This window comes from Nocardia sp. IFM 10818 (genome assembly GCF_054655275.1).
Genome location: NZ_BAAHJH010000002.1, coordinates 57622 through 82587 on the forward strand (window position 1 = coordinate 57622; position 24966 = coordinate 82587).

General features: G+C 71.1%; 32 protein-coding genes. 25 read left to right on the forward strand and 7 right to left on the reverse strand.

Going from position 1 to position 24966, the window contains the following annotated elements; all coding sequences use genetic code 11:
* Positions 1-2: 2 nt before the first annotated feature.
* The 15 genes from ACYQ5L_RS39250 (at position 3) to ACYQ5L_RS39320 (ending at position 12901) form a co-directional block, all read left to right on the forward strand.
* Positions 3-875 carry a P-loop NTPase family protein gene (locus ACYQ5L_RS39250; RefSeq protein WP_459963761.1) on the forward strand — a complete coding sequence of 291 codons (873 nt, stop codon included), beginning with the start codon at positions 3-5 and terminating at the stop codon, positions 873-875.
* Positions 872-2518, forward strand: coding sequence for an ATPase, T2SS/T4P/T4SS family (locus ACYQ5L_RS39255; RefSeq protein WP_459963762.1), 1647 nt, complete (start codon positions 872-874; stop codon positions 2516-2518). The genes ACYQ5L_RS39250 and ACYQ5L_RS39255 overlap by 4 nt, the downstream gene beginning before the upstream one ends.
* Positions 2518-3492, forward strand: coding sequence for a type II secretion system F family protein (locus ACYQ5L_RS39260; RefSeq protein WP_459963763.1), 975 nt, complete (start codon positions 2518-2520; stop codon positions 3490-3492). Before ACYQ5L_RS39255 ends, ACYQ5L_RS39260 begins: the two co-directional genes overlap by 1 nt.
* Positions 3489-4001, forward strand: a complete 513-nt coding sequence (locus ACYQ5L_RS39265; protein ID WP_459963764.1) for a hypothetical protein — start codon at positions 3489-3491, stop codon at positions 3999-4001. The genes ACYQ5L_RS39260 and ACYQ5L_RS39265 overlap by 4 nt, the downstream gene beginning before the upstream one ends.
* Positions 3998-4918: a type II secretion system F family protein gene (locus ACYQ5L_RS39270; RefSeq protein WP_459963765.1), complete on the forward strand. Its 921-nt coding sequence runs from the start codon at positions 3998-4000 to the stop codon at positions 4916-4918. Before ACYQ5L_RS39265 ends, ACYQ5L_RS39270 begins: the two co-directional genes overlap by 4 nt.
* 24 nt (positions 4919-4942) lie before the next feature.
* Positions 4943-5176 (forward strand): hypothetical protein, encoded by a 234-nt coding sequence (locus ACYQ5L_RS39275; RefSeq protein ID WP_459963766.1) that lies wholly within the window; start codon positions 4943-4945, stop codon positions 5174-5176.
* A gap of 284 nt (positions 5177-5460) precedes the next feature.
* Positions 5461-5625 (forward strand): hypothetical protein, encoded by a 165-nt coding sequence (locus ACYQ5L_RS39280; RefSeq protein WP_459963767.1) that lies wholly within the window; start codon positions 5461-5463, stop codon positions 5623-5625.
* A 12-nt stretch (positions 5626-5637) separates the two neighbouring features.
* Entirely contained in the window at positions 5638-6075 is a 438-nt protein-coding gene (locus tag ACYQ5L_RS39285) for a hypothetical protein (RefSeq protein ID WP_459963768.1), read from the forward strand.
* Entirely contained in the window at positions 6072-6563 is a 492-nt protein-coding gene (locus ACYQ5L_RS39290; protein ID WP_459963769.1) for a TadE family protein, read from the forward strand. The genes ACYQ5L_RS39285 and ACYQ5L_RS39290 overlap by 4 nt, the downstream gene beginning before the upstream one ends.
* Positions 6560-7030, forward strand: coding sequence for a TadE/TadG family type IV pilus assembly protein (locus ACYQ5L_RS39295; protein ID WP_459963770.1), 471 nt, complete (start codon positions 6560-6562; stop codon positions 7028-7030). Before ACYQ5L_RS39290 ends, ACYQ5L_RS39295 begins: the two co-directional genes overlap by 4 nt.
* Before the next feature lie 92 nt (positions 7031-7122).
* Entirely contained in the window at positions 7123-7707 is a 585-nt protein-coding gene (locus tag ACYQ5L_RS39300) for a hypothetical protein (protein ID WP_459963771.1), read from the forward strand.
* Positions 7700-8569 carry a hypothetical protein gene (locus ACYQ5L_RS39305; protein ID WP_459963772.1) on the forward strand — a complete coding sequence of 290 codons (870 nt, stop codon included), beginning with the start codon at positions 7700-7702 and terminating at the stop codon, positions 8567-8569. Before ACYQ5L_RS39300 ends, ACYQ5L_RS39305 begins: the two co-directional genes overlap by 8 nt.
* Complete coding sequence (locus ACYQ5L_RS39310; protein ID WP_459963773.1) at positions 8566-9204, forward strand: hypothetical protein; 639 nt, start codon at positions 8566-8568, stop codon at positions 9202-9204. The genes ACYQ5L_RS39305 and ACYQ5L_RS39310 overlap by 4 nt, the downstream gene beginning before the upstream one ends.
* A 19-nt stretch (positions 9205-9223) precedes the next feature.
* Positions 9224-9802 carry a hypothetical protein gene (locus ACYQ5L_RS39315; protein ID WP_459963774.1) on the forward strand — a complete coding sequence of 193 codons (579 nt, stop codon included), beginning with the start codon at positions 9224-9226 and terminating at the stop codon, positions 9800-9802.
* Between the two features lie 18 nt (positions 9803-9820).
* Positions 9821-12901, forward strand: coding sequence for a LysM peptidoglycan-binding domain-containing protein (locus tag ACYQ5L_RS39320; protein ID WP_459963775.1), 3081 nt, complete (start codon positions 9821-9823; stop codon positions 12899-12901).
* Here the strand turns inward: ACYQ5L_RS39320 and ACYQ5L_RS39325 are convergent, their stop codons facing one another.
* From ACYQ5L_RS39325 to ACYQ5L_RS39340, 4 genes are all read right to left on the reverse strand, one after another.
* The gene (locus tag ACYQ5L_RS39325) at positions 12902-13063 is read right to left on the reverse strand and encodes a hypothetical protein (protein WP_459963776.1); all 162 of its coding nucleotides are present in this window, start codon (positions 13061-13063) and stop codon (positions 12902-12904) included.
* 50 nt (positions 13064-13113) lie between these two features.
* Positions 13114-13308, reverse strand: a complete 195-nt coding sequence (locus ACYQ5L_RS39330; protein ID WP_459963777.1) for a hypothetical protein — start codon at positions 13306-13308, stop codon at positions 13114-13116.
* Between the two features lie 205 nt (positions 13309-13513).
* Positions 13514-13795, reverse strand: a complete 282-nt coding sequence (locus ACYQ5L_RS39335) for a hypothetical protein (RefSeq protein WP_459963778.1) — start codon at positions 13793-13795, stop codon at positions 13514-13516.
* A gap of 99 nt (positions 13796-13894) precedes the next feature.
* Positions 13895-14155, reverse strand: a complete 261-nt coding sequence (locus tag ACYQ5L_RS39340; protein ID WP_459963780.1) for a hypothetical protein — start codon at positions 14153-14155, stop codon at positions 13895-13897.
* A gap of 460 nt (positions 14156-14615) precedes the next feature.
* Here ACYQ5L_RS39340 and ACYQ5L_RS39345 point away from each other — a divergent pair, with 460 nt between their 5' ends.
* The 8 genes from ACYQ5L_RS39345 to ACYQ5L_RS39380 all read left to right on the forward strand — a co-directional run bounded on the left by ACYQ5L_RS39345 (position 14616) and on the right by ACYQ5L_RS39380 (position 18967).
* Positions 14616-14981 (forward strand): WhiB family transcriptional regulator, encoded by a 366-nt coding sequence (locus tag ACYQ5L_RS39345; RefSeq protein ID WP_459963781.1) that lies wholly within the window; start codon positions 14616-14618, stop codon positions 14979-14981.
* The gene (locus ACYQ5L_RS39350; protein WP_459963782.1) at positions 14978-15421 is read left to right on the forward strand and encodes a hypothetical protein; all 444 of its coding nucleotides are present in this window, start codon (positions 14978-14980) and stop codon (positions 15419-15421) included. Before ACYQ5L_RS39345 ends, ACYQ5L_RS39350 begins: the two co-directional genes overlap by 4 nt.
* The gene (locus ACYQ5L_RS39355; protein ID WP_459963783.1) at positions 15418-15657 is read left to right on the forward strand and encodes a hypothetical protein; all 240 of its coding nucleotides are present in this window, start codon (positions 15418-15420) and stop codon (positions 15655-15657) included. The genes ACYQ5L_RS39350 and ACYQ5L_RS39355 overlap by 4 nt, the downstream gene beginning before the upstream one ends.
* A complete protein-coding gene (locus ACYQ5L_RS39360; RefSeq protein ID WP_459963784.1) occupies positions 15654-16040 on the forward strand; it encodes a hypothetical protein in 387 nt (128 codons plus the stop codon). Before ACYQ5L_RS39355 ends, ACYQ5L_RS39360 begins: the two co-directional genes overlap by 4 nt.
* Before the next feature lie 87 nt (positions 16041-16127).
* On the forward strand, positions 16128-17009 hold the full coding sequence (locus ACYQ5L_RS39365) for a hypothetical protein (protein ID WP_459963785.1): 882 nt from the start codon (positions 16128-16130) through the stop codon (positions 17007-17009).
* Positions 17010-17106: 97 nt separating this feature from the next.
* Positions 17107-17748, forward strand: coding sequence for a hypothetical protein (locus ACYQ5L_RS39370; protein WP_459963786.1), 642 nt, complete (start codon positions 17107-17109; stop codon positions 17746-17748).
* A gap of 98 nt (positions 17749-17846) precedes the next feature.
* A complete protein-coding gene (locus ACYQ5L_RS39375) occupies positions 17847-18449 on the forward strand; it encodes a thermonuclease family protein (protein ID WP_459963787.1) in 603 nt (200 codons plus the stop codon).
* Between the two features lie 68 nt (positions 18450-18517).
* Positions 18518-18967 carry a hypothetical protein gene (locus tag ACYQ5L_RS39380; RefSeq protein WP_459963788.1) on the forward strand — a complete coding sequence of 150 codons (450 nt, stop codon included), beginning with the start codon at positions 18518-18520 and terminating at the stop codon, positions 18965-18967.
* Between the two features lie 447 nt (positions 18968-19414).
* On the opposite strand, the gene ACYQ5L_RS39385 is transcribed toward ACYQ5L_RS39380, so the two are convergent.
* The 3 genes from ACYQ5L_RS39385 to ACYQ5L_RS39395 form a co-directional block, all read right to left on the reverse strand.
* Positions 19415-20047 (reverse strand): cutinase family protein, encoded by a 633-nt coding sequence (locus ACYQ5L_RS39385; RefSeq protein ID WP_459963789.1) that lies wholly within the window; start codon positions 20045-20047, stop codon positions 19415-19417.
* A gap of 77 nt (positions 20048-20124) precedes the next feature.
* Complete coding sequence (locus ACYQ5L_RS39390) at positions 20125-22134, reverse strand: cutinase family protein (protein WP_459963790.1); 2010 nt, start codon at positions 22132-22134, stop codon at positions 20125-20127.
* 122 nt (positions 22135-22256) lie between these two features.
* The gene (locus ACYQ5L_RS39395) at positions 22257-23129 is read right to left on the reverse strand and encodes a hypothetical protein (RefSeq protein WP_459963791.1); all 873 of its coding nucleotides are present in this window, start codon (positions 23127-23129) and stop codon (positions 22257-22259) included.
* A 357-nt stretch (positions 23130-23486) separates the two neighbouring features.
* On the opposite strand from ACYQ5L_RS39395, the gene ACYQ5L_RS39400 reads away from it, so the two are divergent.
* Positions 23487-23735, forward strand: coding sequence for a hypothetical protein (locus ACYQ5L_RS39400; protein ID WP_459963792.1), 249 nt, complete (start codon positions 23487-23489; stop codon positions 23733-23735).
* Entirely contained in the window at positions 23729-24964 is a 1236-nt protein-coding gene (locus ACYQ5L_RS39405; RefSeq protein WP_459963793.1) for a hypothetical protein, read from the forward strand. The genes ACYQ5L_RS39400 and ACYQ5L_RS39405 overlap by 7 nt, the downstream gene beginning before the upstream one ends.
* Positions 24965-24966 lie beyond the last annotated feature (2 nt).

Consider the following 24966-nt stretch of genomic DNA (forward strand, 5'->3'; position numbering starts at 1 on the left):
CCATGTATCTCGCCCTGACCTCCGCCTCCGGCTCTCCCGGCGTGAGCACCACCGCCCTGGGGCTGGCGCTGCAACGCGACCCGCTGCCCGGCTGGCTGTCGTCCACGCTGCTGGTCGAAGCCGACCCGGTCGGCTCGAGCCCCACCCTGGCCGGTTTCCTGCGCAGCGAATACGTGCATGACCGCAGCCTGGTCAACCTGATCGGGCCGAACCGCTTCGGCGACCTGCGCGACGCCATCCGCCAACAGGTCATGGTGCTGCCGGACGCCCATCTGAGCGTGCTGCCGGGTATCCGGCAGGCCGGGCAGGCCGACGCGATGCGCACCGTGTGGGGGCCGCTGGCTGCGGAACTGTCCCGCTACGCCAATCACGAGGTTCCGCAGACGATTGTCGTCGACGCCGGTCGGATGGGCCATGCGGCCGCCCCGATGGAACTGCTGCGTCACGCCGACGTGATCGGTGTCGTCGTGCGGCCCACCCTGCCGCGGGTGGCGGCCCTGAAATCCGCGCTCACCCCGCTGCTGCGCGACCTCGCCGAGCATCGCTCCCGCGCCAGCGTCGGACTGATCGTGCTCGGCTCCAGCTTCCCGTACCCGATCCGGCCTGCCGCCGACACCTACTCGGCCGCCGAGGTCGCCAAGGTCCTCGGGCTGGACCTGATCCTCACCCTGCCCGACGTCCCGAAAGAGGCCCGCATGCTCTCCGACGGAGTCCCGTTGTCGAAATGGAACATGCGGCGCGCGATCTACCTGCGCGCGCTCCACCAGGCGTGGCGGTCGATCGAGGCCTTCGCCGCCGGCCACCAACCCCGGTGGCTCGACAGCGACCTGCGGGCCGTCCCGGCGCCCGCGGTCGCAGGAGGTGCGTTCGCATGACCACCAACCCGACACCCCGGCGTGGATTCGCCGCGCTGCGCAACGGCCACCACGTCCCCTCGCAGACCCCGGCCCCGCATCGGGACCTGACCAGCCTGTTCCCCACCATCCCCGTCGAGGCCCCCACCGGGGCCTGGTACGTCCCGCCCGCCGCACCACCGCCTCCGATGCCGACACCCGCCCCCACCCCGCAGCCCGCCGTGGCCGACCTCGAGCTGGGTGACGGCGTCGACCCCCGGATCGCGGTCTGGCGTGAGGACCGCGCCCTGGTGGAGCGGTTGACCTCCGAGGCCGCCCGGCGCCTGGCCGACCGCACCCGAGAACGCGACGCCGCCGTCGCCGACCCGGAGAAGCCGCACGTCGCGCTCGCCTACACCGAGGACGAACGCGAAGCCGTCGGCACCCAGATCGTGCGGGAACTGGTGCGCCAGCACATCGACGACCTCATCGACACCGGCGGGCCCACACCCACGCCCACCCCCGCCCGCGAACAGGCCATCGTCGCCGCGGTCGCGGACACGATGTTCCGGCTGGGCCCGTTGCAGCCCATCGTCGACGAGCCCGACGTCGAGAACATCCTGTGGACCAACAACGCCACGACCGTCATGTACGGCGACGGCCGCAGCGAACAGCGCCCGCCGGTGTTCGAGAACGAGCAGGCCGCCATCAAGTGGATCGTGCTGCTGGCGAACAAGGCTCCCGGCGGGGGACGGGCGTTCTCCCCGGCCAATCCCGCGCTGCGTCTGAACATGCCCGGCAACATCCGCTTGTCCGCGCTGGGCTGGGCGGTGACCGGCGGCGTCAGCATCGCCGTCCGCAAGCATCTGCACAAAGACATCACCATGGCGCGCCTGGTCGACATGGGCGTAATGCCGCCGCAATTGGCCCGCATGCTCACCTGCGCCACCCGGGACGGCTGCAGCGTGGTCATCTCCGGGCCGATGGGCGTGGGCAAGACCACCCTGTTGCGCGCGCTCGCCGCGGAACTGCCGCTCGAAACCAGGATCGGCACCGCCGAAATGATCAGGGAGCTCTATCTGCACGAACTGCCCGGCCGCGAACCCTATGTGGTCTCCGCGGAGGTGATCACCGGCGGCGGCGAGCGCAACGAGTTCACCGACGCGTTGAAGGGCAAGTTCGGTCTCCACGACATCCTGGCCGAATTCGTGAGCCAGCAACTGGAAAGGGTCATCGTCGGCGAGGTCGCCGGCCGGGAGATCTTGGCGCTGTTCAAGGCGATGCAGATGGCGCAGGGCAGTCTGTCGACGGTCCACTCCTACACCTGCGCCGGCGCCATCGACCGACTGGTGACCCTGGCGCTGGAGGAGCCGGGAGTCCACGAAACCTACGCCAACCGTCAGGTCGCCGCCCACATCCAGCTCATCGTGCAGATGCACACCCATAAGTACCGCGACGCCGACAACGTCCTGCGTGCGCACCGCCACGTGTCCGAGGTCGCCTGGCTCGAACCCGGCGAAGACTCCCGCCCGGCCACCACCACCCTCTACCGCCGGCCCACGCCCGACGCCCACCCCCGCTGGGGCAGCCTTCCGCCGATGCTGCGGGAACGCGTTGTCGCGCAAGGCTTCCTGGCCGAGGACTGGTCGACCTACAGCCTCGACCTGCCCGATAAGGAGGCGTGATGTACAGCCTCGCCGCCGTCGGACTCGTTCTGCTCGCCGTCGCGGGCGTCGCCTGCGTGGGTGTCGGTGTCCGCGCCCGCCGGGTCACCACCTCGCCACCGCGCCACACCCACCTGCCCAGTCTGGCGCGCGGGACGAAACTGCGCCTGCTCGCCGGTGTCGCGGCCGGTGTCGCGGCGTGGCTGTTCACCGGCTGGTTCCTGCTCGTCCCGATCGCCGCCGCGGCCGCCGTCCTGGTTCCCGCGCTGCTCGGCCGCCGCGCCGCCGACCGGGAAATCGCTCGCTTGTCCGCGCTCGAGATCTGGCTGCGCAACCTCGTCGGCATCCTCAACGCGGGCCAGGGCCTCGAACAGGCAATCATCAACACCCGCAAGACAATTCCCAAAGAGCTGGACGCCGAACTGTCCACGCTGACCGCGCGCCTGGCCTCCGGCGTCGACACTCAGGTGGCTCTGGAGGAACTCGCCGACAGTCTCGACGACGCCACCGGCGACCTGGTCTGCAGCGCCGTGATGATCTCGGCGAAACTGCACTCCTCCGGCCTGCCCAAGGCCCTGGCCGACTTCGCCGACGCTGTCGCCGAGGACGTCCGTGACCGCCGCGCGGTCGAAGTCGACCGTCGCGGCCCCCGCACCCAGGCCCGCATGGTCTCGATCATCGTGATCGGGTTCCTCACCTACCTGTTCGTCGCGACCGACTATCTCGATCCCTACCGGGAGCCCGGCCTGCAGCTGGTGCTGGCCGGGCTGCTCGCCGGATTCGCCGGACTGCTGCTGTACATGCGGTATCTGACCCGCCCGATCCGCCCGCCGCGCTTCCTGCGCGCCCGTGCTCCGCAGCACCGCGGCCTGTTCGGCGCCGCGCGGCAGGCCAGTGAACCCGCCGGCTCGGCGCGGCCGTGGTCGCCGCTGCGGCGCCGCGGCACCGCATCCGGTGTCGCCTTAGCCGGTGGGGGAGGAGGTGATCGGTCGTGACCGCGCACGCCCTGCCGCGTCACCCCACCCCGCCGGACTACGCGACGGCTCCCGTCGGACTCGAGCAGGCCGAAGCCGTGTGGTGCGCGGACCACGTGACGGTGCGCGCGAGCCTCGGCGCGGTCAACCTGCTCCCGTTCCCGCGCGTTCCGGCCAACTACACGCGGGTGTGCCGTTTTCCCGATGCCATCGCCGCCGCGTTCGCTGCCGCCGACGGCGAACCGGTGCTGTGGCTGGAATACCGCGCGATCAGCCTCGGCACCGTCGCGACCCGTCTCGGGTTCGCCGACGATCCCGCGCTGTGGCCGACCGGCCCCGACCCGCAGCTCGGCTTCGACATCCTCGACTCCACCTTCGACCTCAACCGCGTGCAGGGCTGGCTGTCGGCCCGCCACACCCGCCGTCCCGCACTGTCGATCATCGAACGCCGCGTCTGGACCTACCTGTCCGCGCCCGGACCGTGGATCCGTCAGCGGCCCCCGACCCTCGCCCCCTGGAGCCAGCGATGAGCACCACGACCCACACCATCCTCACCGGGCTCTGCGCCGGCCTCGGCCTGCTGCTGCTCATCGGCCACCTGGTCCCGGCCCAACCCGCCCTGCGCGACGCCCTCGACCGGCTCGCCGGCAAGACCGCCCCCGACCATCCACTCGGCGAGGAGCCCACCGCCGTCCCCGGCACCCGCCTGCAGGCGTGGACGCTGCGCGCGGGCCGCGCGGCCTATCCGTGGCTGTCGCGGCAGCCCTGGATGCGGATCCCCACCAGCGATCTCGCCCTGCTCGAACGCAGCCACGCCCGCTGGCTCGGCGACAAACTGCTGTCGGCCGCGGCCGGGCTGATCGCGCCCACCATGCTCAACACCGCGGCCGCGGTGTCCGGGGTCGGGCTGCCCTGGCAGGTGCCCGCCCTGGTCGGCGTCGTCGCAGCCGTCGGGCTGTTCTTCGTCCCCGACATCGAAATCCGCCGCCGCGCCGCCGCCGCCCGCGAAGAGGCCCGCCGTGCCCTGGGCGCCTACACCGAACTGGCCGCGATGTGCCGCAACGCGGGTATCGGCGTCACCCAGAGCCTCGAACGGGCCGCCGCGGTCGCCAACACCTGGGTCTTCCGGCGGCTGAGCAAGGCCCTGGAGGAAGCCAGCCTGGCCGGGCGGACCTCGTGGGACGCGCTCGACGCCGTCGGCGAAGAACTGGCCATCGACGAACTGCGCACCGTGGCCGACACGATGGCGCAGTCCGGGCTCCACGGCGCCTCGGTCTACAAGCAGCTGCGCGCCGCCGGGGCGTCCATGCGCAACGAACGGTTGGCAGCAGAACAGGGTGACGCCCGCAGCGCCACCCAGCGGATGGGTGCCCCACTGGCCGGACTGGGCGTGCTGTTCCTCATCCTGCTGCTGGTCCCGGCCATCCAGCGAATCGTCAACGGATAACCCCGCAGAAAGAAAGGCAGACAGATGAACACCCTTACCGCACAACGGATCAACGCCTCGCTGTCGATCATGGTGACCCTCGGCACGGTCGCGTTGCTCACCGCCCCGCAACGGCTGAGCGACTGGACCCGCACCACCCGCCATCGCGGCGACGTCGTCGGCTGGGTCATCCTCGCCGCCGGTGCCGCCACCATCGCCATCATGATCATCGCCTACGTCCAGGCCAAGGCGCAGGAGTACCTGCAGCGCATCCAATAGCCCTGCACCGCACAGGAATTCACAGAAGGGAAGCCGTCGGCATGATGGGAACACTTCTCGGTTTCACGGTCGTGGTCGCACTGGCCGCGATGTGTCTCGCGCACGGCTGCGCCCCCGCGGACCCGCTCGGGAACACGGCGGCGAACCGGTACCGCGACCACGACCGGCACGGACACGGCCGTCCCGGCGCCACCTCCGGCAGCCCAGGCGGCCGGTGACCGAAATACACGCCCCTGCACCGTGACTGAGCCACGAGTGCGTCGAGGAACAAGGAGGACCCCGGCATGGACACCCTCACTCTTTGGAACCTGCTGGGCATCACACTGCTGGTCGCCGGCCTCGCGACGCTGCCCTGGCTCTGGCGCCTGCCGGACCCCACCCGCATGCTGGCGGTCGCCAGCACGATCGTGATGGCGACCGCCCTCGGCGTCGCCCACGCCGGGATCTAGGCGAGGTGCCCCATGTGCCTGCACCCGCCCCCGACCTCCGCCCGCCGCGGACCGCGCTCCTGGATGCGCGCCACCCGCCGCGACGGCAACGTGATCGCCTGGGTGATCCTCATGCTCGCGGGGATGCTGCTGCTCCTGATGGGCATCCAAGGCGCCCTCTACTACCACGCACGCTCCATCGCGATCGGCGCCGGCGAGGAAAGCCTCAAACAGGCGGCCTCGCAATACGGCAACGTCGGCACCGGCACCGCCGCCGGCTACGCCTTCATCGCTGCCTCCGGGCCCGGCGTGCTGCAAACCCCGGCGGTGATCGTCACCCGCGACCTGTCCACCGCCCGCGTCTCGATCACCGGCAGCGTTCCCACCCTGGTGTGGTTCTGGCATCCGGTCGTGCACATCGATCTGGCCCGCCCGGTCGAACGGATCACCACCCCCGGAGTGCCGACATGACCGCCGCCACCGGCTCACACGCGCCGCTCCGCCACCGTCCCACGCTGCTGCGGTGGATGCGCGCCACCCGTTGCCGCGGCAGCCACGTCGTGGAGTTCGTGATCATCGTCCCGGCCGTGCTGCTGATCATCGGGGTCATCATCGTCGCCGGCCATGTCGGATTGGCGCACCAGAAGGTCGAGCACGCGGCCGCCGAAGCCGCCCGCGCGGCCTCCATCGCCCGCCCCGCCGCCACGGCCGCCGGGCCCGCGGCCCGCACGGCCGCCGAAGCCGACATGATCGCCCAGGGGCTGCGGTGCACCAGCAAACGCATCGACACCGATGTCGCCTCCCTGAGCCTGGATCCCGGCATTCCCGCGTTCGTGCGCGTGACCATCACCTGCGAGATCGAGTTGAGCGTGCTCGGCATTCCCCGGATCAGCGGACACCGGACCATCACCCACACCGCCGTCAGCCCGGCCGACACCTATCGGGAGCGTGCGCGATGACCACTCACCCCACTACCGGCCCTGACCTGCGGGCCTGGATGCGTGCCACCCGCCGGTCCGGCTCCTATGTCATCTGGTTCCCGCTGACCGCCCTGGCCCTGGTGATCATGCTCGGCCTCGCCAACGACGGTGCCGACCTGGTGCACGCCCGCCAGCACGCGAATCTGGTCGCCGAGGAGGCGGCACGGACCGCCGGGCAGCAGGTGGTGCGCCCGCTGGGTATGCGCGGCATCGCCGCCGTCGCCGACCCGATTCTCGCCCAGGGCGCCGCGCAGGCGTATCTGGCGCTGCACCCCGACGTGCACGGCGTCGTCATCCCCACCGGACCCACCACTCTGCTCGTGATCACCGAAGTCGTGTGGACCCCCGACATCCTCGGATTCATCGGCGTCGGCGCCAAAACCGTCACCGGCCGCGCCATCATCCAGTTGAACAGGACCAATAACGGCGTTGCGGGGTTGCCATGACCCACCCGGCACCGACACTGGCACCGCCCCACCCCCATTCCGCACTCGGCCGGCCTCCACGACTACCGCGATGGCCGGGACAAGGAGACGACATGATGCGCACCGCCCTCACCCTCACCCTCGCCGTGACCACCACCGCGGTCCTGGCGGCCGGCTGCAGCAGCGGAGCCTCGACGAACACCTCCGACTCCGGCGCCTCCGGGTCCACGGCCGCGGCGACCACCACCACCGACCCGACCACCGACGCCCGCGAGCAGACCCTGGCCGCGGTGCAGCGCTACTTCCAGACCCTGTCGCGTCTCGACGCCGACCCCACCATGCCGCTGCCCGCCGCCGACCAGGTCGCCGCCGGGGACACGCTCACCATCGTCCAGGCCGACGTCACCAAACGCCGCGCCGAGGGCGTCACCATCACCGGCGAGATCCGGGTGGTCGACAGCAAGGTCACCGAGGTGCGGTTGACGCCGGCGCCGGCCACCACCGTCGCGAAGGTGTGCCTGGACACCACCAGCCGCGCCGCCCACCTGCCCGACGGCACCCCGGCCGGCGGCGGCGGCTCCGCGCGCGCCGGTACCACGCTGACCCTCACGAACCCGACGTGGCCCGACGCCAGCGGCTGGCGCGTGGTGGGCGATACCTACAAGCAGCAACGCCAAGCGGAGGTGTGTGATGGCTAGACGCGTCTACCGGACCGGGATCGCCGCCGCCTGCGGGGTCGCCGCGCTCGTCGTGGCCGGCACCGCAGGCGCCCAGCCGGGTGGTGTCAACGTCACCCCCGGCGACGACTACGGCATCACCGTCTACTCCACCGATCCCGGCAGTCCCGGCTCGGGCCCGGCGACGTCGCACACCGACGTGACCGCCGGCACCGGCCAGCCCAGCACCCTCGGCACCCAGGAGTGGACGGAATGGTCCAACTCCGGCCAGCCCTACCTGTGCAACCCGCAGACGTGCCTGTTGCCGTTGGCGGGCCCCGGTGTCCCGGCCACGCCGCGCGAGGTCGTCGACCCGTTGACGGTCGCGCAGGAACTGGTGACCGGCATGCAGATTCGCCGCATCGACATCGGGATCGTGCCCGAGGACAGCCCCGGCCGCGTCGGCCTGATCGGCATGCCGGTGTGGCTGTGGGACGAGACCCTGCCACCCGAGAGCGAGCACACCCGCGGCCCGATCACCCGCACCGCCAGCGTCGGCGCGTTGACCGTGTCGGCCACCGCGATCAACGTCGCGATCACGTGGAATCTGGGCGACGGCGGCCTGCCGGTGGTGTGCCCGGCGCCGACGGTGAACAACATGCCCTATCTCGACGTGTACATGGATCTGCCGCCGATCACCGGCTGCGGTCGGTTCGCACCGGGATGGCGCAAGACCAGCATCCACGAACCCGGCGGGGTGTTCACCGTCTCCGCGACCAGCTTGTGGCTGGTGACCTGGTTCGCGTCCGGTCCGTCTGGCACCGTCGGCGGAACGTTCCCGCTGTTGCCCACCGCCACTACCACGGTGCGGGTGGGGGAGATGCAAGTGCTGGGGGTCAATTGACCACCGTCGGAGATCCGCAGCCGCCCACCACGATTCCGCTGTCGACTGACTCGGCGACCCCCGTGGCCGCGCCGCGGTCCACTCCGGCGCGCCCCCACCGGGAGAGCCGGTACCTGACCGGCTCGTGGCTGCTGGTGCCGGCGGCCCTGACGGCGATGCTGGCGGTGGCCGCGTGGATCACGTTCGGCCCCAGCGTGTTCGCCGTGACCTGTGTGGCGGTCACGGGCCCCGTGGTCGCCGCGGTCTGGACCGACCTGTGGATTCGGGAACTGCCGCCCCGGCTGACCAACACCGCGCTGGCCGCGACCACCGCCGGGCTGGCGGTGGCCGGTCTCGCCGACCCGGGCTCCTCGGTCCGGGCACTGTCGGCGGGCGCCGTCGCGTTCGTCGTCCTGACCCTGCTGGGCTGGCTGGGCCGGCTGTTCTCCTACGGCGACGTGTTCCTGGCGACCCCACTGGTCATGCTCGTCGGATTCCATTCCGGGGCAGCGATTCTCGGGCTGGTCCAACTGACCGTCCTGGCGGCGCTGCCCGGCACCGTGTGGGCGATGTTGCGCGCGCGCAGCCATCGCGTTCAACCGCCGCTGGGCCCTGCGTTGCTGGTGGCGGCCGTGATCGTTCTCGCGCAGGTATGACAACAAGGAGGTGGAGGCGATGAATCGGATCCCGCTGATGCTGCCGCTCACCGCGATCGTCGTGAGCATGGCCGCCTGTACCAGCAATTCCACGGACGTCCCGAACCTGGCTGGGGCGGCACTGACCGGGCCTCCCGGCGTCCTCAAGAGCCCCGAGCAACAGGCGACCGAGCAGGCCACCGCCGCCATCACCCGCTTCTACGAGGTCCTGACCAGGGTCGTCACCGGCGGCGCCGACGAAGAACTGGAGGCGGTGGCCACCGCGCCCTACCTCGATCAGCTCCGCCGCGAGCTCGCCGACCTACGGGCCCCGGAGGTCCGGGTGACCGGATCCCTGCGGGCGGCCGCCGCCTCCTCGGTCAAGATCATCGCCCCGCAGGACGAGGAGAAGGCCCCGATCCCCGGTCAGGCCTCGGCCGAGCTGCGGGTCTGCGAGGACCGCTCCCGGTTGCAGGTCAGCGGCCGCGACCCGGCGTCGCTGCCCTCGCAGACCCGGCTGCGTCGCTTCGTCCTGATCAATCCGGGCTGGCCGCAGGGGAACTGGGTGATCGCGCAACAGTTCGCGATGCCCAACACCGACTGCACCAAACAGTACTGACCGAGAAGGAGCGGGCACGTGAACACATGGGCGAAGGGCACCAGGCGGCGGCTGGTCGGCGTCGGCAACCTGCTGATGCTGCTCACCTTGCTGGCCGGGGTGCCGGTCGCGTTGTGGCTGCTGCGCGGCAACCCGCTCCCGGCGGCGTTGCCGAGCCTCGACAGCGTCAAAACCGCTCTGCTGCAACCGGATACCGACGCGAGCCTGTTCCTGGGGGCGGTGACCTGGGCGGGCTGGCTGGCCTGGGCGTGGTTCGCTCTGTCGGTCGCGGTCGAGGTGACGGGCCTGATCCGCGGTGTGTCAGTGCCCGACATCCGCGGCCTGCGGGTCTCGCGCCGCATGGCCGCCGGCCTGCTCGGCGGGGTGGTCCTGCTCGCGCCGGCGACCGCGATGGCGCAACCGGCCGTGCCCGCCCCGGATCCGATCGCGGCGACCGCCCAGCAGCGCGACGAGCGGATCACCACCGTCGACTACTGCGTCCGTGCCGGCGACACGCTGTGGGCATTGTCGGAGGTGTTCCTCGGCGACCCGCATCGCTGGCCCGAGATCGCCGCCGCCAACCCCGGGATGGTCGCCGTCCCCGAGCAGTTGGGGACCGACACCGTGTTGCGCATGCCGACGAACCTGCTCGCGGTCGGCGACCTCTACACCGTCCAATCCGGCGACACCCTGTCGATGATCGCCCAGTACCTACTCGGGGACCCGAACCGGTGGCCCGAGATCTGCGACGAGCACGGCAACCCGCTGGCCACCACCGTGATCCACCCCGGCCAGCAGGTGAAAGTGCCGGTCACCGCTGCCCCGGTCGACTTCCGGCCCGCCCCACCACCTGCTCCGGCCGAGGTTCCCGTCGAGGTTCCCGCCCCGGCTCCGCCGGAGGCGCCCTCAGTCGAAGTTCCCGCTGCCCCGCCCGGGGCCGCCGACCTGCCGCCGCTGCCCGAAGGATTCGAACTGGCCCCACCGGTCCATGCTCCCGCGCCCACCGGCCACCCCGCACCGGCACCGGCGACCACGACCGTCCCGACCCCCACCGCCGACCCCGCCCTGGTGGAGACCGCGGCCGCCCCCACGGCCACCCCAGTCACCGACCACGACTCCGATCAAGGGCTCCCGGCCCGCGCCATTCTCGGCGTGTCCGCGGTCGCCGCGTCCGCGTTGCTGGGCCTGCTCGCGTTCCGGCGCCGCCAGCAGCAGCACCGCCGCCGCCGCGGCGAACGGATCGCCATGCCGTCGGGTCCCGCCGCGACCGCCGAATCCGCCCTGCACCTCACCGCCGACCAAGCCGCGCTCGAACGAGTCGACACCGCGTTGCGGCACATCGCCGCCTACTGCCGCACCCACTCCCGTCCACTGCCGCGACTGCTCGGGGTCTTCCTGGGCGCCGACACCCTCGAACTGGCGCTGCTGGATTCCGTCGACTTGTCGGCCCCGTGGCTCGCCGGCGACGACGGCGTGTGGTCGCTGCCGACCGCCGCCTCGATCCAGGCCCCCACGACCGCGGTCAGCCCCTACCCGGCGCTGGCGCACCTGGGTACGGCACCCGAGACCGGCGCCGCGGTCCTGATCAATCTGGAACTGCTCGGGCATCTGGGCATTCACAGCAGCGACCAGCGCACCGCTCTCGGCGCGCTGCGGGCCCTGGCACTGTTCCTGGCGACCTCACCGATCGCCGACCATCTGGAACTGATCCTGGTCGGTGTCGGCCGCGAACTCGCCGACACCGTCGACACCGGCCGCCTCACCTACAGCGACGACCTCGACAGCGTCCTGGCCCGCCTCGCCCCGCAGACCAGCACCGACGCCGCCACGCTCGCCGAACAGGGCGTCGACTCGCTCGACGCGGCCCGCGTCACCTACACCGACTCGGAGATGACCGCGCCGGTGATCGTCCTGGGCGCCACCGCCCTGACCGAACCACAGCGGCACCGCCTCGACGAGATCCTGATCCACCGCCCGCGCATCGCGTTCGCGGCCGTCTCCCCGGTCGAGGATCCCGCGCCGACCTGGACCCTGCACCTGAGCCCCGACACCGCGACCCTGCGCGAGGGCGACACCGCCGGGTTCACCTTCGCGCCCGCGGTCCTGGCTCCCGACGACTACCACGACGTTCTGGCCGTATTCGCCACCACCGCCGCCCCCGCGACCCCGGTCGCCGCCGACACCGTCCCCGGGGCGGCGGCTGCCGTCGACACCGCGATCGACCTCGCCGACCGCCTCGACGACATCGCCGCCACCGCAGCCGCCGACGACCGGCCGCTGCAGATAGTCGACGCGGCCGACGCCGCGCCGCCCGCCACCGGGCACATCTGGATCCACCTGCTGGGCAAGCCCACCGTGACCCCGCTGTCCGGCGCCGCCCCGGAGCGGGGGCGCGGCGCGGTGTGCACCGAACTGGCCGCACTGCTGGTGACCCACCCCGACGGCCTGTTGTACAAGCAGGTCGATGCCCTGATGTGGCCACACAGCACCGGCAAGACACCCGATGAGGCCGCCGAGCGCCGCCAGACGGCGTTCCGGCGGCTACGCAAATGGCTCGGCTACCTCGAAGACGGGACCGAACTGGCCTTCCCCAAGCACGGCGACCGCAGCGGCACCGCGCGCTATCGGCTCCACCCCCAGGTGCTGTCGGACTGGGCCGTGTTCTGCAGCCTGCTGCCCGACGGCCCTGCCGCCGCCCCGACCCCGTATCTGAGCGCCGCGGTGGACCAGGTAACCGGGCAGCCGTTCGGCCACACCCCGCCCCAACGTTACGAATGGGCCGAAGCCCTGCAACAGGACATGATCAGCGCCGTCTCCGACGCCATCGAGGAACTCGCGGCCCGCCACATCCAGAACGGCGACTTGAATGCCGCCGCCGCGGTCACGGAGAAGGGCTTGCTCGTAGACGGTGCCCGGGAGGGCATCTGGCGGCTGGCGATCGTCGCCGCGCACCACCGCGATCCCGAACGAGCCGCAAGCTTGGTCGAGGAGATGATCCGGTACTTCGAGGACCTCGACATCGACACCTTCGAGCCGCAGACCGACGAACTGCTGCGACATCTCGCGCAATACCGTGACCCTGCCGGGCAGGCCCCCTACCGGGTCGGGCTGGCCAGCTGATCAGGCGTCACGCAGGTCGCGGGCTCGAACGTTCTTGACGCTGCGGCGGTACACGCGCAGCGACGGGACCGGGCGGGCGGCGTTTCCACGGCGCAACTGGTCCCGGCGACGCCATGCCGCCAGATCGGCACGCTCCATCGCGGGCTGCTGATTCTTCGTCATCGGGACCTCCTTACTTCGCTGTCGTGCGATGTGGGCCACGGGCGGCCGGGCTATTCGTCGCCCCGCGGAAACCAGGTGCCGACGCGCTGGCGCAGGCTTTCGCCGGCTCCGTCCGAGATGTGCTCGCCGCCGGGTTTCTGCGGGGCGGCGGACGCGCTGAGATACGCGGCGAGCTCGTCGACGATGACCAGCGGGGTCTCGAAGCCGTCGCTTTGCTCGGCGGGAGGGTGGTCACTGGTGGTCATGGGAAGCTCCGATCGGAAACGATCTTCGTGCGAGGCATGTTCGGGGGTGTGTGTTGGCGAGGGCCGGGCGGGGTTCGAGCCCGCGCGCGGGGTGACTGGCCCGGCACAGCCCGGTGGGCTGCCGGCTCCTCGACAACGATCCAACCAACCATTTCAAGCATAAGGCCCATTGCAGCATGTGGCAATGGGCCTTATGTGGAGGCGGTCAGGCCGTGTACACCAGGTACCACGAGCCCAGCGGTGCCCCGATCCACCACACACCGCTGCCCTCCACCACGAGTTCGCAGTTGGTGGGTGCGTAGCCGTGTGCGCGCAGTTCCGCATGGCCTGTGTGGCAGGAAGATTCGTCGACATAGGCCAAAGTGATGGTGTCGCCGTTGGCGTGACGGAACACGAGCGCCGAGCCTGCGCCGTCGGCGAAGGCCGGCGCGGTGCCGGCGAGAGTGAGGGTCGCAGCGAGAAGGGTGACGTGGGCAAGGCGTCGCATGATGGCTCCCGGGATGTGAGCGGGGATGGGTTGTCCCGGGAGAGAGGTCGGCGACTCGGGCCCATGTGACAGGTCGAGCCCAGAATCCGGTGTACGCGATCAGAGGAAGCAGGTGGCGGGAGTGCCGCAGTCGAGGCAGCGCGGGGTGCCGCTGTAGGCGCGGACCGAGCCGTTGCCGCGCAGCGCCACCACCCCCGCGTCGGTGTCGAGGCCGGCGGCGCGGCCGTCGAGGGAGAACCATTCGCCGCCGCACGGGCACACGAACGCCTCCTCGGTGGTTGCGGCGGAATCGCGCGCGGAGCGGCGGCCGGCCAGATCGACGACGACGGGAGTGGCGTGCGGGTCGGTATCGGATGCCATATCCGGTCCTCCAGTGGTGTGTCGGCGGCCCACGAAAGGCTCGAATTCCGAGGCTACGTCCCCGTCCCGGTGTCTCCCAAGGAGAACGCGGGCGCGATTCTCGCGGGCCCAACTGGATCATTGCACGATAGTGCATAAAGCCCTATCGTAAAAGTAACCCATCTGTGGGTGGAGCTGACCACTCCGCCCGCCCGGCACCAAGGGAGGTGCTCGTCATGGCCACCACATCGCCCTATCGGCCCCGCCCGCGCGGCAACCACGCGCGCGTCCACGCGGATCGCCGTCCCGGGACCGCGCGTGGCGGGAACTGGAGGGCGCTGCGTGTCGGGTCCGGTTCCTACCGTCCGCTCATGAACGGACGGCCCGTGCTGACGTCGCCCAGCGACCGGCACGCTCCCGCGAAGGAGGGCTACCCCATGAGCGACACCCACATCCTGATGCCCGATCCGGGGGTGATCGCATGACCGCCCCGCAACCCGCGCCTCGCGTCTCCGCCGCCCAGGACCCCGCCGCGCCGTCGTTGCTGCCGTCCGCGGCAGTGATCACCGCCGTTAAGACCTGGATGGCGGAGGGCTTGTGCGCACAAGCCGACCCCGACACCTTCTACCCGGAAAAGGGCGGCGAGGTCCGACACCTCCGCATGGCACTGCGCATCTGCGGTGACTGCCCCGTCCGCGACGAATGCCTCGAGTTCGCGCTGGACAACAACGAGAGATACGGGATCTGGGGCGGCAAGACCGTCAAACAGCGCCGCAAGTTGAAGCTGCGCAGGTACAGCGCCGGCACCCAGGCGGAGGACCCCGACGAGATGAGGAGCGCGTCATGAACGCCTCCGAGATCCGGCCGACCGAAACCGCCCCGCTGCGGGCATGGCTCGTGGTCTCGGCAGTCGATCACGAGCCGCTACGCACCGAACCGCCCGCACCCCCCACGGCACCGGCAGGTACCCCTGCCGCAGCGGCGGTGCCCCGCGAGATCGCCGCTGCCGCACCGTCCGTGCCCGCCACCGAGATCACGCAGCCGACCCTCGATCTGAGCCCGGCCGACGACGGACCGGTCGAGGACCCGCTGGCGGCCAGCCGGGAGCGCCTGATGCCTCCGCAGGCACAACCTCGTCGGGCCGGCCTGCCGCCGCTGAACACACCCCATCAGCCCCCACCGCCGCACCGGCGTCACTGGCCGCGGCTCACCCCACGCCACCACCGCTGCGCGGTCACCGACCGTGACCGTCTCGGCCGCATCGACCATCGACCGGAGGACCGATGAAGAACTCGCGCTCAGGCACGTTCAGCGAGCAGAAGGCCGCGGCCAGCAGGGCCTGCGCCGACGGCGAGCTCGCCCTGAATCCCGACACCGCCGCGGCCGCCATCCGGCAGGTCTGCGGTCGATCCGCCGACGTCGACGACGCCCAGCAACTGCTGGACATGCTCGGCCTGACGGCCCTGCTCGACACCGTGCGCCCGACCACCCCGAACCCTCACCAGCCAGGAGCACCACGATGACACCGGAATCCACTTCAGCGGGATGGATCGGTCACGGACTGTCCGCCGCCGACGCCCCCACCTATAACCGGGCCTACGCCGGGCTGTGCGCGAGCAACAACAACGCCGCGATCCTGCTGCCCGACGACGAGGAACCCGTCGGCCTCGCCACCGCGGACCATGCCTACACCGTCCACCTCACCATCGGCGCCGCCGACACCGAGACCTTCAGCGGTGACGACCTCGGCGACGTCCTGGCCCGCAGTCTGGCCCGCTTCGCCGCCCTCGACGGCCTGCCCGGACCCGTCACCTATGCCCTCGAGACGACCCTGCTGCGGGTCCACGGACCGCTGGGCCATGCCATCGACGAGGTCGAGCAGATGCGTGCCCGCCTCTCCGGCTGACGGGCACCGCGGCCCGCGCACTGTCGGGTCCCGCACCTACGGTCACGCCGACTCGCCCACCCGAACCGTCGAACAGGAGGTCCCCCGATGCCCGAGACACCCACACTGCTGCAGACCCTGCGCGTCTACTGCCTGGATCCCCGGCTCGGGGTGAAACCGCCCGAGCGCCTCGACGCCCAGTGGGTCGACGCCGCCCCGGTCCGCCGCCACATCCGCGCCCACGCCATCGCCGGCACCGAGCGCACGAGGCTCGCCGAACGGGCCCGCATTCCGACCGCGTGGGCGCGAGTGCTGTGCAGCGGGCAACCGGAGTTCGGCCGCGGACCCATCCCGGCGCTGCCCCGCTGGATCGCGGCCCGGATCCTCACGGTTCCCCTCCCTTCCCGCGCGGACTCCGCCGCGCACCGCCCCCGCCCGACCGCCGTGGGCCTGACCCGCCGCCTGCAAGCACTGGCAGCGGCCGGGTGGCCGTGCGAACTCATCGCCGCCGAGGTGGGCGCCAGCGTGACCACCGTCGCGGCGCTGACAGCCGCGACGGACACCCGCGGCAGCCTGGACGGACACCAGGCCGCACTGGTGTGCGTGCTCTTCGACGACTTGCAGGGCACCCCGGGACCGTGCCGGGAGACCGCCTCCCACGCCAGCAACTACCGCCCGCCCATGGCCTGGGACGCCGACAGCCTGGACGCGCCCAGCGAGATGACCACCGAGGTCGCCGCGGCCGACCCGCTGCTTCCCGGGGTGGAAATGCCGGTGCTGCAGGTGCTGCTCGGCCTCACCGCGCCACCGGCCGAAGGCCACATCCGCATCGCCAAGGAACACCAACTGGCCTACGCCATCGAACTGGTGCGCCGCGGCTGCCGGACCACCGACATCTCGAAGGCGATGCACGTGTCGGGCCGACGCGCGCGACAGCTCTACGACGACGCCTATGACCACCTGCACCCCACCCCCGATCAGGTCGCGTGAACCCCCCGACCGAACCCCGTCACCGAATCCCCTGGCCCACAACCGAAAACACGACACAGATGAGGACATCGTGCCGATCAGCGGATCCACTCACCGGATGATGATTGTCGCCCTCGCGCCTACCGGCGCGAATCCCGTGCGGCACACCGTGGCCGAACTGGCCGCGGTCGACCCGGGCACCGGGCAGCGCTGGCACCTGGCGGTCCCGCTGACCTGCAGCGAACGCATCCTCGCCGACCCCACCATCTTGAACATCGCCCGCTACTCCGAGCGGGCCGTCGCGCAGCACGCCCACGCTGAGGCTGGTGAATTCCCTTCCCGGCTGCGCACTCTCGCGCACGCACTCATCGGAGCCACCCTGGCGAGCAGCGATCCGGACGGGGTCGCCGCCTACCTGATGCCGCTGCTGGAGCGGTGGCGACTGCCGGCCCTGTGGCATCCACGGACCGCCGACATCGGAACCCTCACCGCCGGCGCTCACGGAATCGAACCGACGCGGATCCCGTCGCTGCGGCTGTGCTGCACCCTGTGGGGCGTCGAACCCCGCGACCTGGACACCCCCGTCGGCGTGGCCGAGGCCGTCACCGCCTGTTTCGCCGCTTACAGCCGGCACAGCCGCGGACCCTGGCCCACGCGACCGTCCGCGGCGGGGCCACCGCCGCGGATGCCCTGCCTCTCTCGCACCCCGTCTCACCCACCACTGCCCGCACCGTTCCTGTCGATGGGAGAACCGTCATGATCGCGCTCCGTCACCTGACCGCTCGGGCGGTCGGCGCCGTCCGACGATACGGACGTGCCCGGCGGCCCCACCACCCGCATTTCTCAAGCGGCACAGGCATGATTTCCCTGGCGAGTCAGTGGTTTTCGGGCGTACATCACGTGAGGGATGTGCGGCACAGGATTGCCGCCGCCGCGGTCGTGGCGGCGGTCCCGCTGGCTGTGGCATGCAGTGAGGTGCCGCTTGGTTCGGCGTCACCGGCTGCAGTGCCGCCGATCCCGGTCCCGGCCGACGCAGAGGGACCGTTCCCGGTGGTGTCGGTGGCAGACGGCGACACGGTGTCGATCACCAAGGACGGCAAGAAGGTGACGATCCGGATGGTGGGGGTCGACACCCCCGAAACCCGTGATCCACGAAAGCCAGTGCAGTGCTTCGGTATTGAGGCGTCGAACCATGCCAAGCAGACGCTGATCGGCAAGCAGGTGATGGTGTCCTCCGACCCGTCGCAGGACACCACCGACCGATATGGCCGAATGCTGGCGTACGTATGGGTCGACGGGTCGCTGTTCAACCTGGACCAGGTTGCGCAGGGCTTCGGCCACCAATACACCTACGAAAATCCCTACAGGTATCAGAGCGAATTCCGCGCCGCCGAGCGGTACGCGCGAGACAACCAGCTCGGGCTGTGGAATCCCGCGACCTGCAACGGCGTCACGAAGTAGATCAGCCGAGCGCGCCTTCGTACGCCGCCCTCATGCCTTATGACCCAACAACTTTCGGAGTGGTGCTGATGTTCGCCATCGACCTCGAGGAAGATCTGACAATCGCGATCGGCGACGACGGCGGATCGCTGTGGCCGGGCCTGATCCAACGCGTGCGCCGCCGCCCGAACGGCACTGTCTATGTGTGGGGTGTCGTCGCCAGCGGCCGCACCGCGGGAGACCCGTGGCGCCGCATCTTCTCCGGCGGCATGTCCGTGGTCGTGCTTCCGGCCCACTACGGGGTGTGCCACGACTGCGGTGCGTTGTCGCCGTGCCCCGACGAGATCGCCGAAACGGACGTGCGTCACCTGATGGACGAGGCCGATCGTGAAGCCTTCATCGACCTCGTCCTCGGGCCCGTCGCCACTGCCGACATCGCGATCGATTCCTCGGCGCCGCTGGTCAGTCAGGTGAGCTACGCGGCACCGGTCGAACCGGAGAGGCCACCGTCCGCCACGAAATACAATCTGGAAGCATAATGCCCAGGGCACTAGGCGAAATATCTGCTATTCGTCCGCGGCAGCTGCCGTTGATAATCACACCCGAACGACGCCGAGCGAAGGAAACTCGTGATGCCCAGTCCGGGATAGGTCCTCGTGCCCTGCGTGCGGGGCGCCACCAGGGACATTGACTGTCGCTCCGATCATGGTCGCCGCCCCAATGCGGCCGCCCACCCACTCACTTGCTGGAGTTCAGCTCAAGACCACGGCAAGGCCTGGCCTGCGTCTGTCGTGTTCAGAGTGCGGAATGACGGCTGTGGGAGTTCCAGATTCCGATCGTCGGCACTGCAACTTCGTACCCGAGTCACCCGGGCGCCCCCGCTGACTTGAGTGGTTCGGCACCACGGTAACGCCGAAATCTGCGACCAGGCCCGGTTTCACGACCGCCGCCGCTCTCTCGCGACGATCCGCCCCACCGGGCGGTTTTCAGACCTGCCCCGCGGTGAAATCGGCCGCCTCGACCAGCGCAGCGCCGTAGGCGACATGGGCGGCCGGGGTGTTGCCCCCGGGCTGGCAGACCGGATCGCCGTCGATGCACCACGAGCCGGTGCGTGTGAGATAGCGCTCGGGGACGGCGGCTCCGAGTAGCCGGGCCGGATCTCCGAACAGCAGGATCGCGTCGACGCGGTCTCCGAGCCAATCGGGCATGACGACGACACCGGGGATCCACATCGCTGCCCCGGTGCCGAGCGCGGCGTGCACGACGACCGCGCCCTGGGAGTACCCGACCAGCACAAACCGCTGGCCGGGACATGCCTGGGCCTGCTGGGTCAGATGAGCGACCAGGTCCGCGCTGCCGAGGCCGATCGAGAACGTCAAGTCGGCTGGGTAGTTGACCCGGTAGGCGCTCATCGGGCCGGGCAGTCGAGCCGACAGCAGTTCGACCAGCGGGTCTCCGACGGCCGCGCCGAAATGGCCCGGTTCGGTAGTGCCGCGGGCCACCACGACGTCCACCGCGGCGCAGCCGGCCTCGTCGGCGCGCGCCGTGGCGGCGCCGCCGAACCCCGCCGCACCGACGAGCGACAGCGCGAGCAACCACCAGCACCAGCGAGTCAGCATGGACGGGCCGCGCCGAGGCCACCAGAGAGGTCCGGTGCCGGCTGGGGGGACAGGTCGGGGCGCGCGCGTGTTCATGATCAGACTCCGAGTGCCTTGTTGAACTGGGCGGTCAGCCAGTCGGTGAGCCAGGTGAGGGTGGTGCGACCGGACCGGTCGACGACGTGCTGGGCGTAGTCCTGGTGCACGCCCGAGCCGTAGAAGCTGGCCGCGTCCAGGCCCTGCTGCAGCAGCTTCCCGAGACCGTCGTTGCCGTCGGTGCCGTTGGCGAGCTGGGTGAGGCTGTCGGACAAGGCGGTGCCGTCGCTGGTCTGGCCCAGCTGGTCGGGATCGGTTTTCTCACCACCGCCGGACAGGGCGTCGACGGCGAGGGTGGCCAGGGTCAGGCCCGAGGAGATGAGGGGCGTGGCCAGCAGCAGGTTGCAGCCGGTCTCGCACGATTGCAGGACATCCCAGGCGACGTTTTGGATCCGGCCCACTTCGTTGGCGACCGCGATGAGGTCGACGTTGGCGAGCAGGTCGACGACGGTGCTGACGATCGGGGCGATGCCCTGCGGGTCGGGGATCATCGCGATCAGCGAGGCGGCGGTCTTCAGGTCGACCTTGGCGGCCATCTTCACCACTGGCTCGAACAAGGTGTTCAGCGTGCCGGCGACCTCGCGCAGTTGCGCGACTTTGGCCCAGATGTCGAGGTTGCCGTCGAGCAGGATCGGCCCGAGCTTCCCGAGGGCTTCCAGGATCTGGGGCAGGTTGGCGGCCAGGGACAGGCTGCCCGAGGCGACGTTGGTGATCTGGTCGACCCAGACCTGCGGTTTGACGGTGCTCAAGATCTTCGCGGCGGTGGCCAGGTGGTCGCCGCCGGTGTCGGTCAACGGAGTCACCTGCTGCGACAGTGCTGTGGCGGAGTCGGTCAACGAGGCCGTCGAGGAGTCGGCGCTCGTGGTGGTGCCGGTTCCGCTCGTCCGGCCACCGAGCGCGGTGGTCGCCAGACGGCTGGCGGTGTCGATGGCTTTGTCGAGGTCGATGCTCTTGGCGGCGTCGAGGACGGTGCCGGTGACCGCCTCCGGGGACCCGGCGGCGGCGGCGTCGAGGGCCTTCTCGATGGCCGGATCGTCGGTGGCGCTGGTGACGATGTCGGCCAGCGGGGTGAGCGTGTCAGCGATTTTGGCGGACAGGCGGGCGACGGAGTCGGAGTCGTTGGTGCGGGCCGCCTCGCCGAGCGCGGTGATGTCGCCGGGCAGCCCGCCGAGATCGGCCTGGGAGAAGTCCGACACCAGCGACTGCACCAACGCCTGCTCGTCGTGGCTGCCGTTCTGTCCGCCGGAATCGGCCGCGGTGGAGGTGTCGCCGGTGGTGACGTTGCCGAGGATGTCGGCGATTCCGACGAGCACGCTGTCGCGTTCGGCGTCGACGCCGCAGTACAGGTCGCCGTCGATGCAGATCGAGGCCACACGGCCGGTGAGGGCGCCGAAGCCCGCGCCGCAGTCGGTGCGCGGGCCCATGATGCCCTCGTTGTCGTTGCCGGGCCCGATCCTGGTTTCTCCGGTGGTGCCGCGGCGGGGATCGGAGACCAGCCCCACCCCGACGACGGCGGTGGCCGCGATCGCGCCGGCCCCGCTGCCGATCTCGCAGGCCACGTCGCCGGCGACATCGGCGCCCTGGGAGTAGCCGATGAGCGCGACCTTCGTGTCCGGGCACTGGCCGGCGAGCCGGTCCAGCTCGCGGCGGGTCAGGTCGACGCCCTCGTTCTTGCTGTCGGCGTAGGCGGTGCCGTCGGTGAACGCGACCGCCTTGTAGGGGACGGTGTAGGTCCGCAGCTGGGTGCCGAAGGTCTGTTGCAGACCGTCGGCCACCGGCTTGAGCAGACCGGTCGGGGTGGATGCGTTGGCGGTGCCCTCCCCGGTACCGGGTACCAGGATCAGTTCCAGGGCGGTGCAGCCGTCCCCCTGGGCGCGTACCGGCCACCCGTGACCAGAGCGCGCGCTGGCGGTCGTCGTGGTCAGCGCCAGCACTGCCAGGCCGGTCAGCACGGTGACCGGCACCGTCCAGTGACCGCCGCTGCGGCGCACACGCGTGATCAGAGTGGTCATCGAGGTTCCTTCCTCGCGACGGTGGGAGGGTGTGCGCGCGCCGCCCGCAGAGGGCGCGGGCGCGGTGGTGTGAGCCGATGCGGGCTGGTGCCGACCGGGGATGCGCGAGTGGGCGGCGGCGATCATGCGGCCCGCCGGGGGGGCTGGCAGATGCGGTGGTAGCGGCCGGGCTCGGGTTCCGTCTCGATCGAGAGGTGGGTGCAGACCGCGGTGCGGACGCGCGCGATGCTGCGCCGCAACCGCTGCCGCAACGCCGCGTAGGACAGGCCGGCCTCCGCGGCGACGGCCCGCAGATCGTCGACACCGGACAGATAGGCGGCGGTGAGCAGTTGTCGCTCGCCGGCGGTGATGGCGCCGTGAGTGACCGCCCACGTCAGCACTTCCTGGGCGGACAGCAGGTGCGGGCGGCTGTCCCAGTCGACGACATCGTCGATAACCAGTGGGTTGCGGCCCATGGTGTGGGCGGTGGTGAGGTCGTCGGGCGCCAGCGGGATCTCCCGCGCGACACCGGCGGAGGCGGTGATGGCGTGCAAGGTCTGCAGCGCCATCACCGCGGCCACGTTGTGCCCGGGACGGGGCCGGTAGCTGCCGATGACGGTCAGGAACGCGGCGATGGTCTCCCCACCTCGGTCGGCGTAGGAGGCGTCGCGGCAGTACTCGTCGATCCGGGCGTAGGGGGTCAGACGCAGCAGTTTGGGCAGCATCTGGTGCAGCAGCGCCGCCGCTGCCAGCGCCGATCCGTCGTGATGCGCCTCGAGCAGCGCGGCCAGGACCGCATTGGGGTCGGCGGCCACCAGGTCCGGGAGCTGGGCCAGCTCGTGCAGATCGGCCAGCGCCGCATACTCGGCACGCCATTGCCGCAGTTCACGATGTGTTTCTGGACGGTGAGCGAGGTCGGTGCAGAAATGCTCGTCCAAGCGGGCGTGCAGGCGTGAGCGACTCGGTCGGAAGCGGTGCGGAGCGGGAGCGGCGGGTGCCGCGCTGCCGATGTTCATGACGACCTCCTCGGGGTGCCTGGAGCGAACGGGCGCTACCCGAGCGACACAAACAGCCGCTTATGGCCGATGACCTGCTGTTTTCGTGCGGCCGACTGACGGAAAGGACGGTTCCGGACCCGATTTCGGGCCCGCACCGCGCGCCGCGACTCCCGCCGCCGCGCCTCCCCGGCAACCCCTGTGACCTGCGGAGATTCCGGTCAGGGCGGGGGAGTGGGCCATAAGGGCGTCCATATGCGCGCGCGGGTGTGGCGGAAATGCCCGGCCGGAAATTTCCGCGGCGCCTTGTCACATGGGCTCGCCGGCCCCACTTCTCTCCTGCCAAACGGTCCCCACCAGCGCAGGAGGACATCCGCGATGAGCGAGCAACCACAGGCCGAGCCCGAGGGCGGGCGGGACTGGGACGACGCGGCGTGCGTGGTGAACACCGCCAGTGAGATCCAGGACGCGGCCACCGCGCTGTGCCGCGACCCGCTGTCCCAGGCCCGGGCCGACCAGATACAGGCCCTGCTCGCCGATCCCGGCGTCGGTCACGCCCGCCGGGCCCTGGCCCGCCTCGTCGATGGCCACAGCCTGCTCGGGGACCTCACCGACGGGCGGTGGTGACCATGCCCGGCCTGCGCAGACACCGCGGCACGAAGGCGTCGAAGGCGTCGGCGGTCCGCGAGACAGCCCCCACCACACCCCGGCGTTTGCGGCTGGTTAACCGTCGAGCGAAGGAGGCCGGTGGCGAGCCGGTTACCGAGCAGGCCGCCTGGACGGGCGGGCAAGCCCGGCTCACCACCGCGATCCGCTGGTCGATGCTCGCCGCGATGGCCTGCGGCGTGGTGTCGCTAGTGCTGATCGTCTCCGGAACCCTCACTCCCGTCCCGCCCGCGGCCACTCCGCGGCAGACCACCGCCGCCGATCCCGGCGAACAGTCCGCGGCCGCCGAGCTCGCCACCCGGCTGGTGGGCACCTGGCTGCAGGCCGCGCGCGGGGATGAGAAGAGCTTCGACTCGCTCGTCGACACCGACCGGCTCAAGCTCCCGCAGACCCAGGCCTACATCGCCACCGACATCGGCCTCGCCCGCATCGAGACCGCCACCCGCCCTGCGGTGACCGCCACCGCCCAGCCGGCACCGACCACCGCGCCGTCCACGCGACCGGTCACCGGCGCGCACCTGTGGACGGTCACCGTCTCGGCGGTGGTGCGCGGTGTTGACCAACCCCCGTCCGCGGCGGCACGCCGCTACTTCCAGGTCCCGGTTCTGGTCACCGACGGCGCTGCCCGCGCGACCGCCCTCCCCGCCCCGGTGGCCGCGCCGCCCGTGGCCGCCGAGGTGGATCTGGGCTACCGCCACCAACTCGTGAGCGGCCACCCCATCTGGACCACGCTCGGCGCGTTCCTGGCCGCGCTCACCGCCGGCGACGGCGACATCGCCCGCTACACCGCGCCCGGCACGAGGCTGCGGGCCATCACCCCACCGCCCTACACCGCGGTCACCCTGCTCGCTGTCGCGACCGACACCGACTTCACCACCACCGCTTCGCGCGCCACCCCCACCGACGGCACCACCACCCGGGTCCTGGCCACCGCCGAACTCGCCACCACCACCCCCGGACATTCTCTGACCAGCCAATACGCGCTGACGCTGGCCGCGCGTGGCGGCCGCTGGGAGATCGCGGCCCTCGATCCCGCGCCCGCCTTGGCCGCGCCGGCCCCCGCGACCACCGCCCCGGCCACGACGCCACCGCCCGGGCCCGCCACCAGCACCCGCGCCGACGCGACCTCGCGGCCGTCGACCCCGGCCACCACCACCCCGCCCGTCCCGGCTCCGTCCCCTGCCGGCTGAGA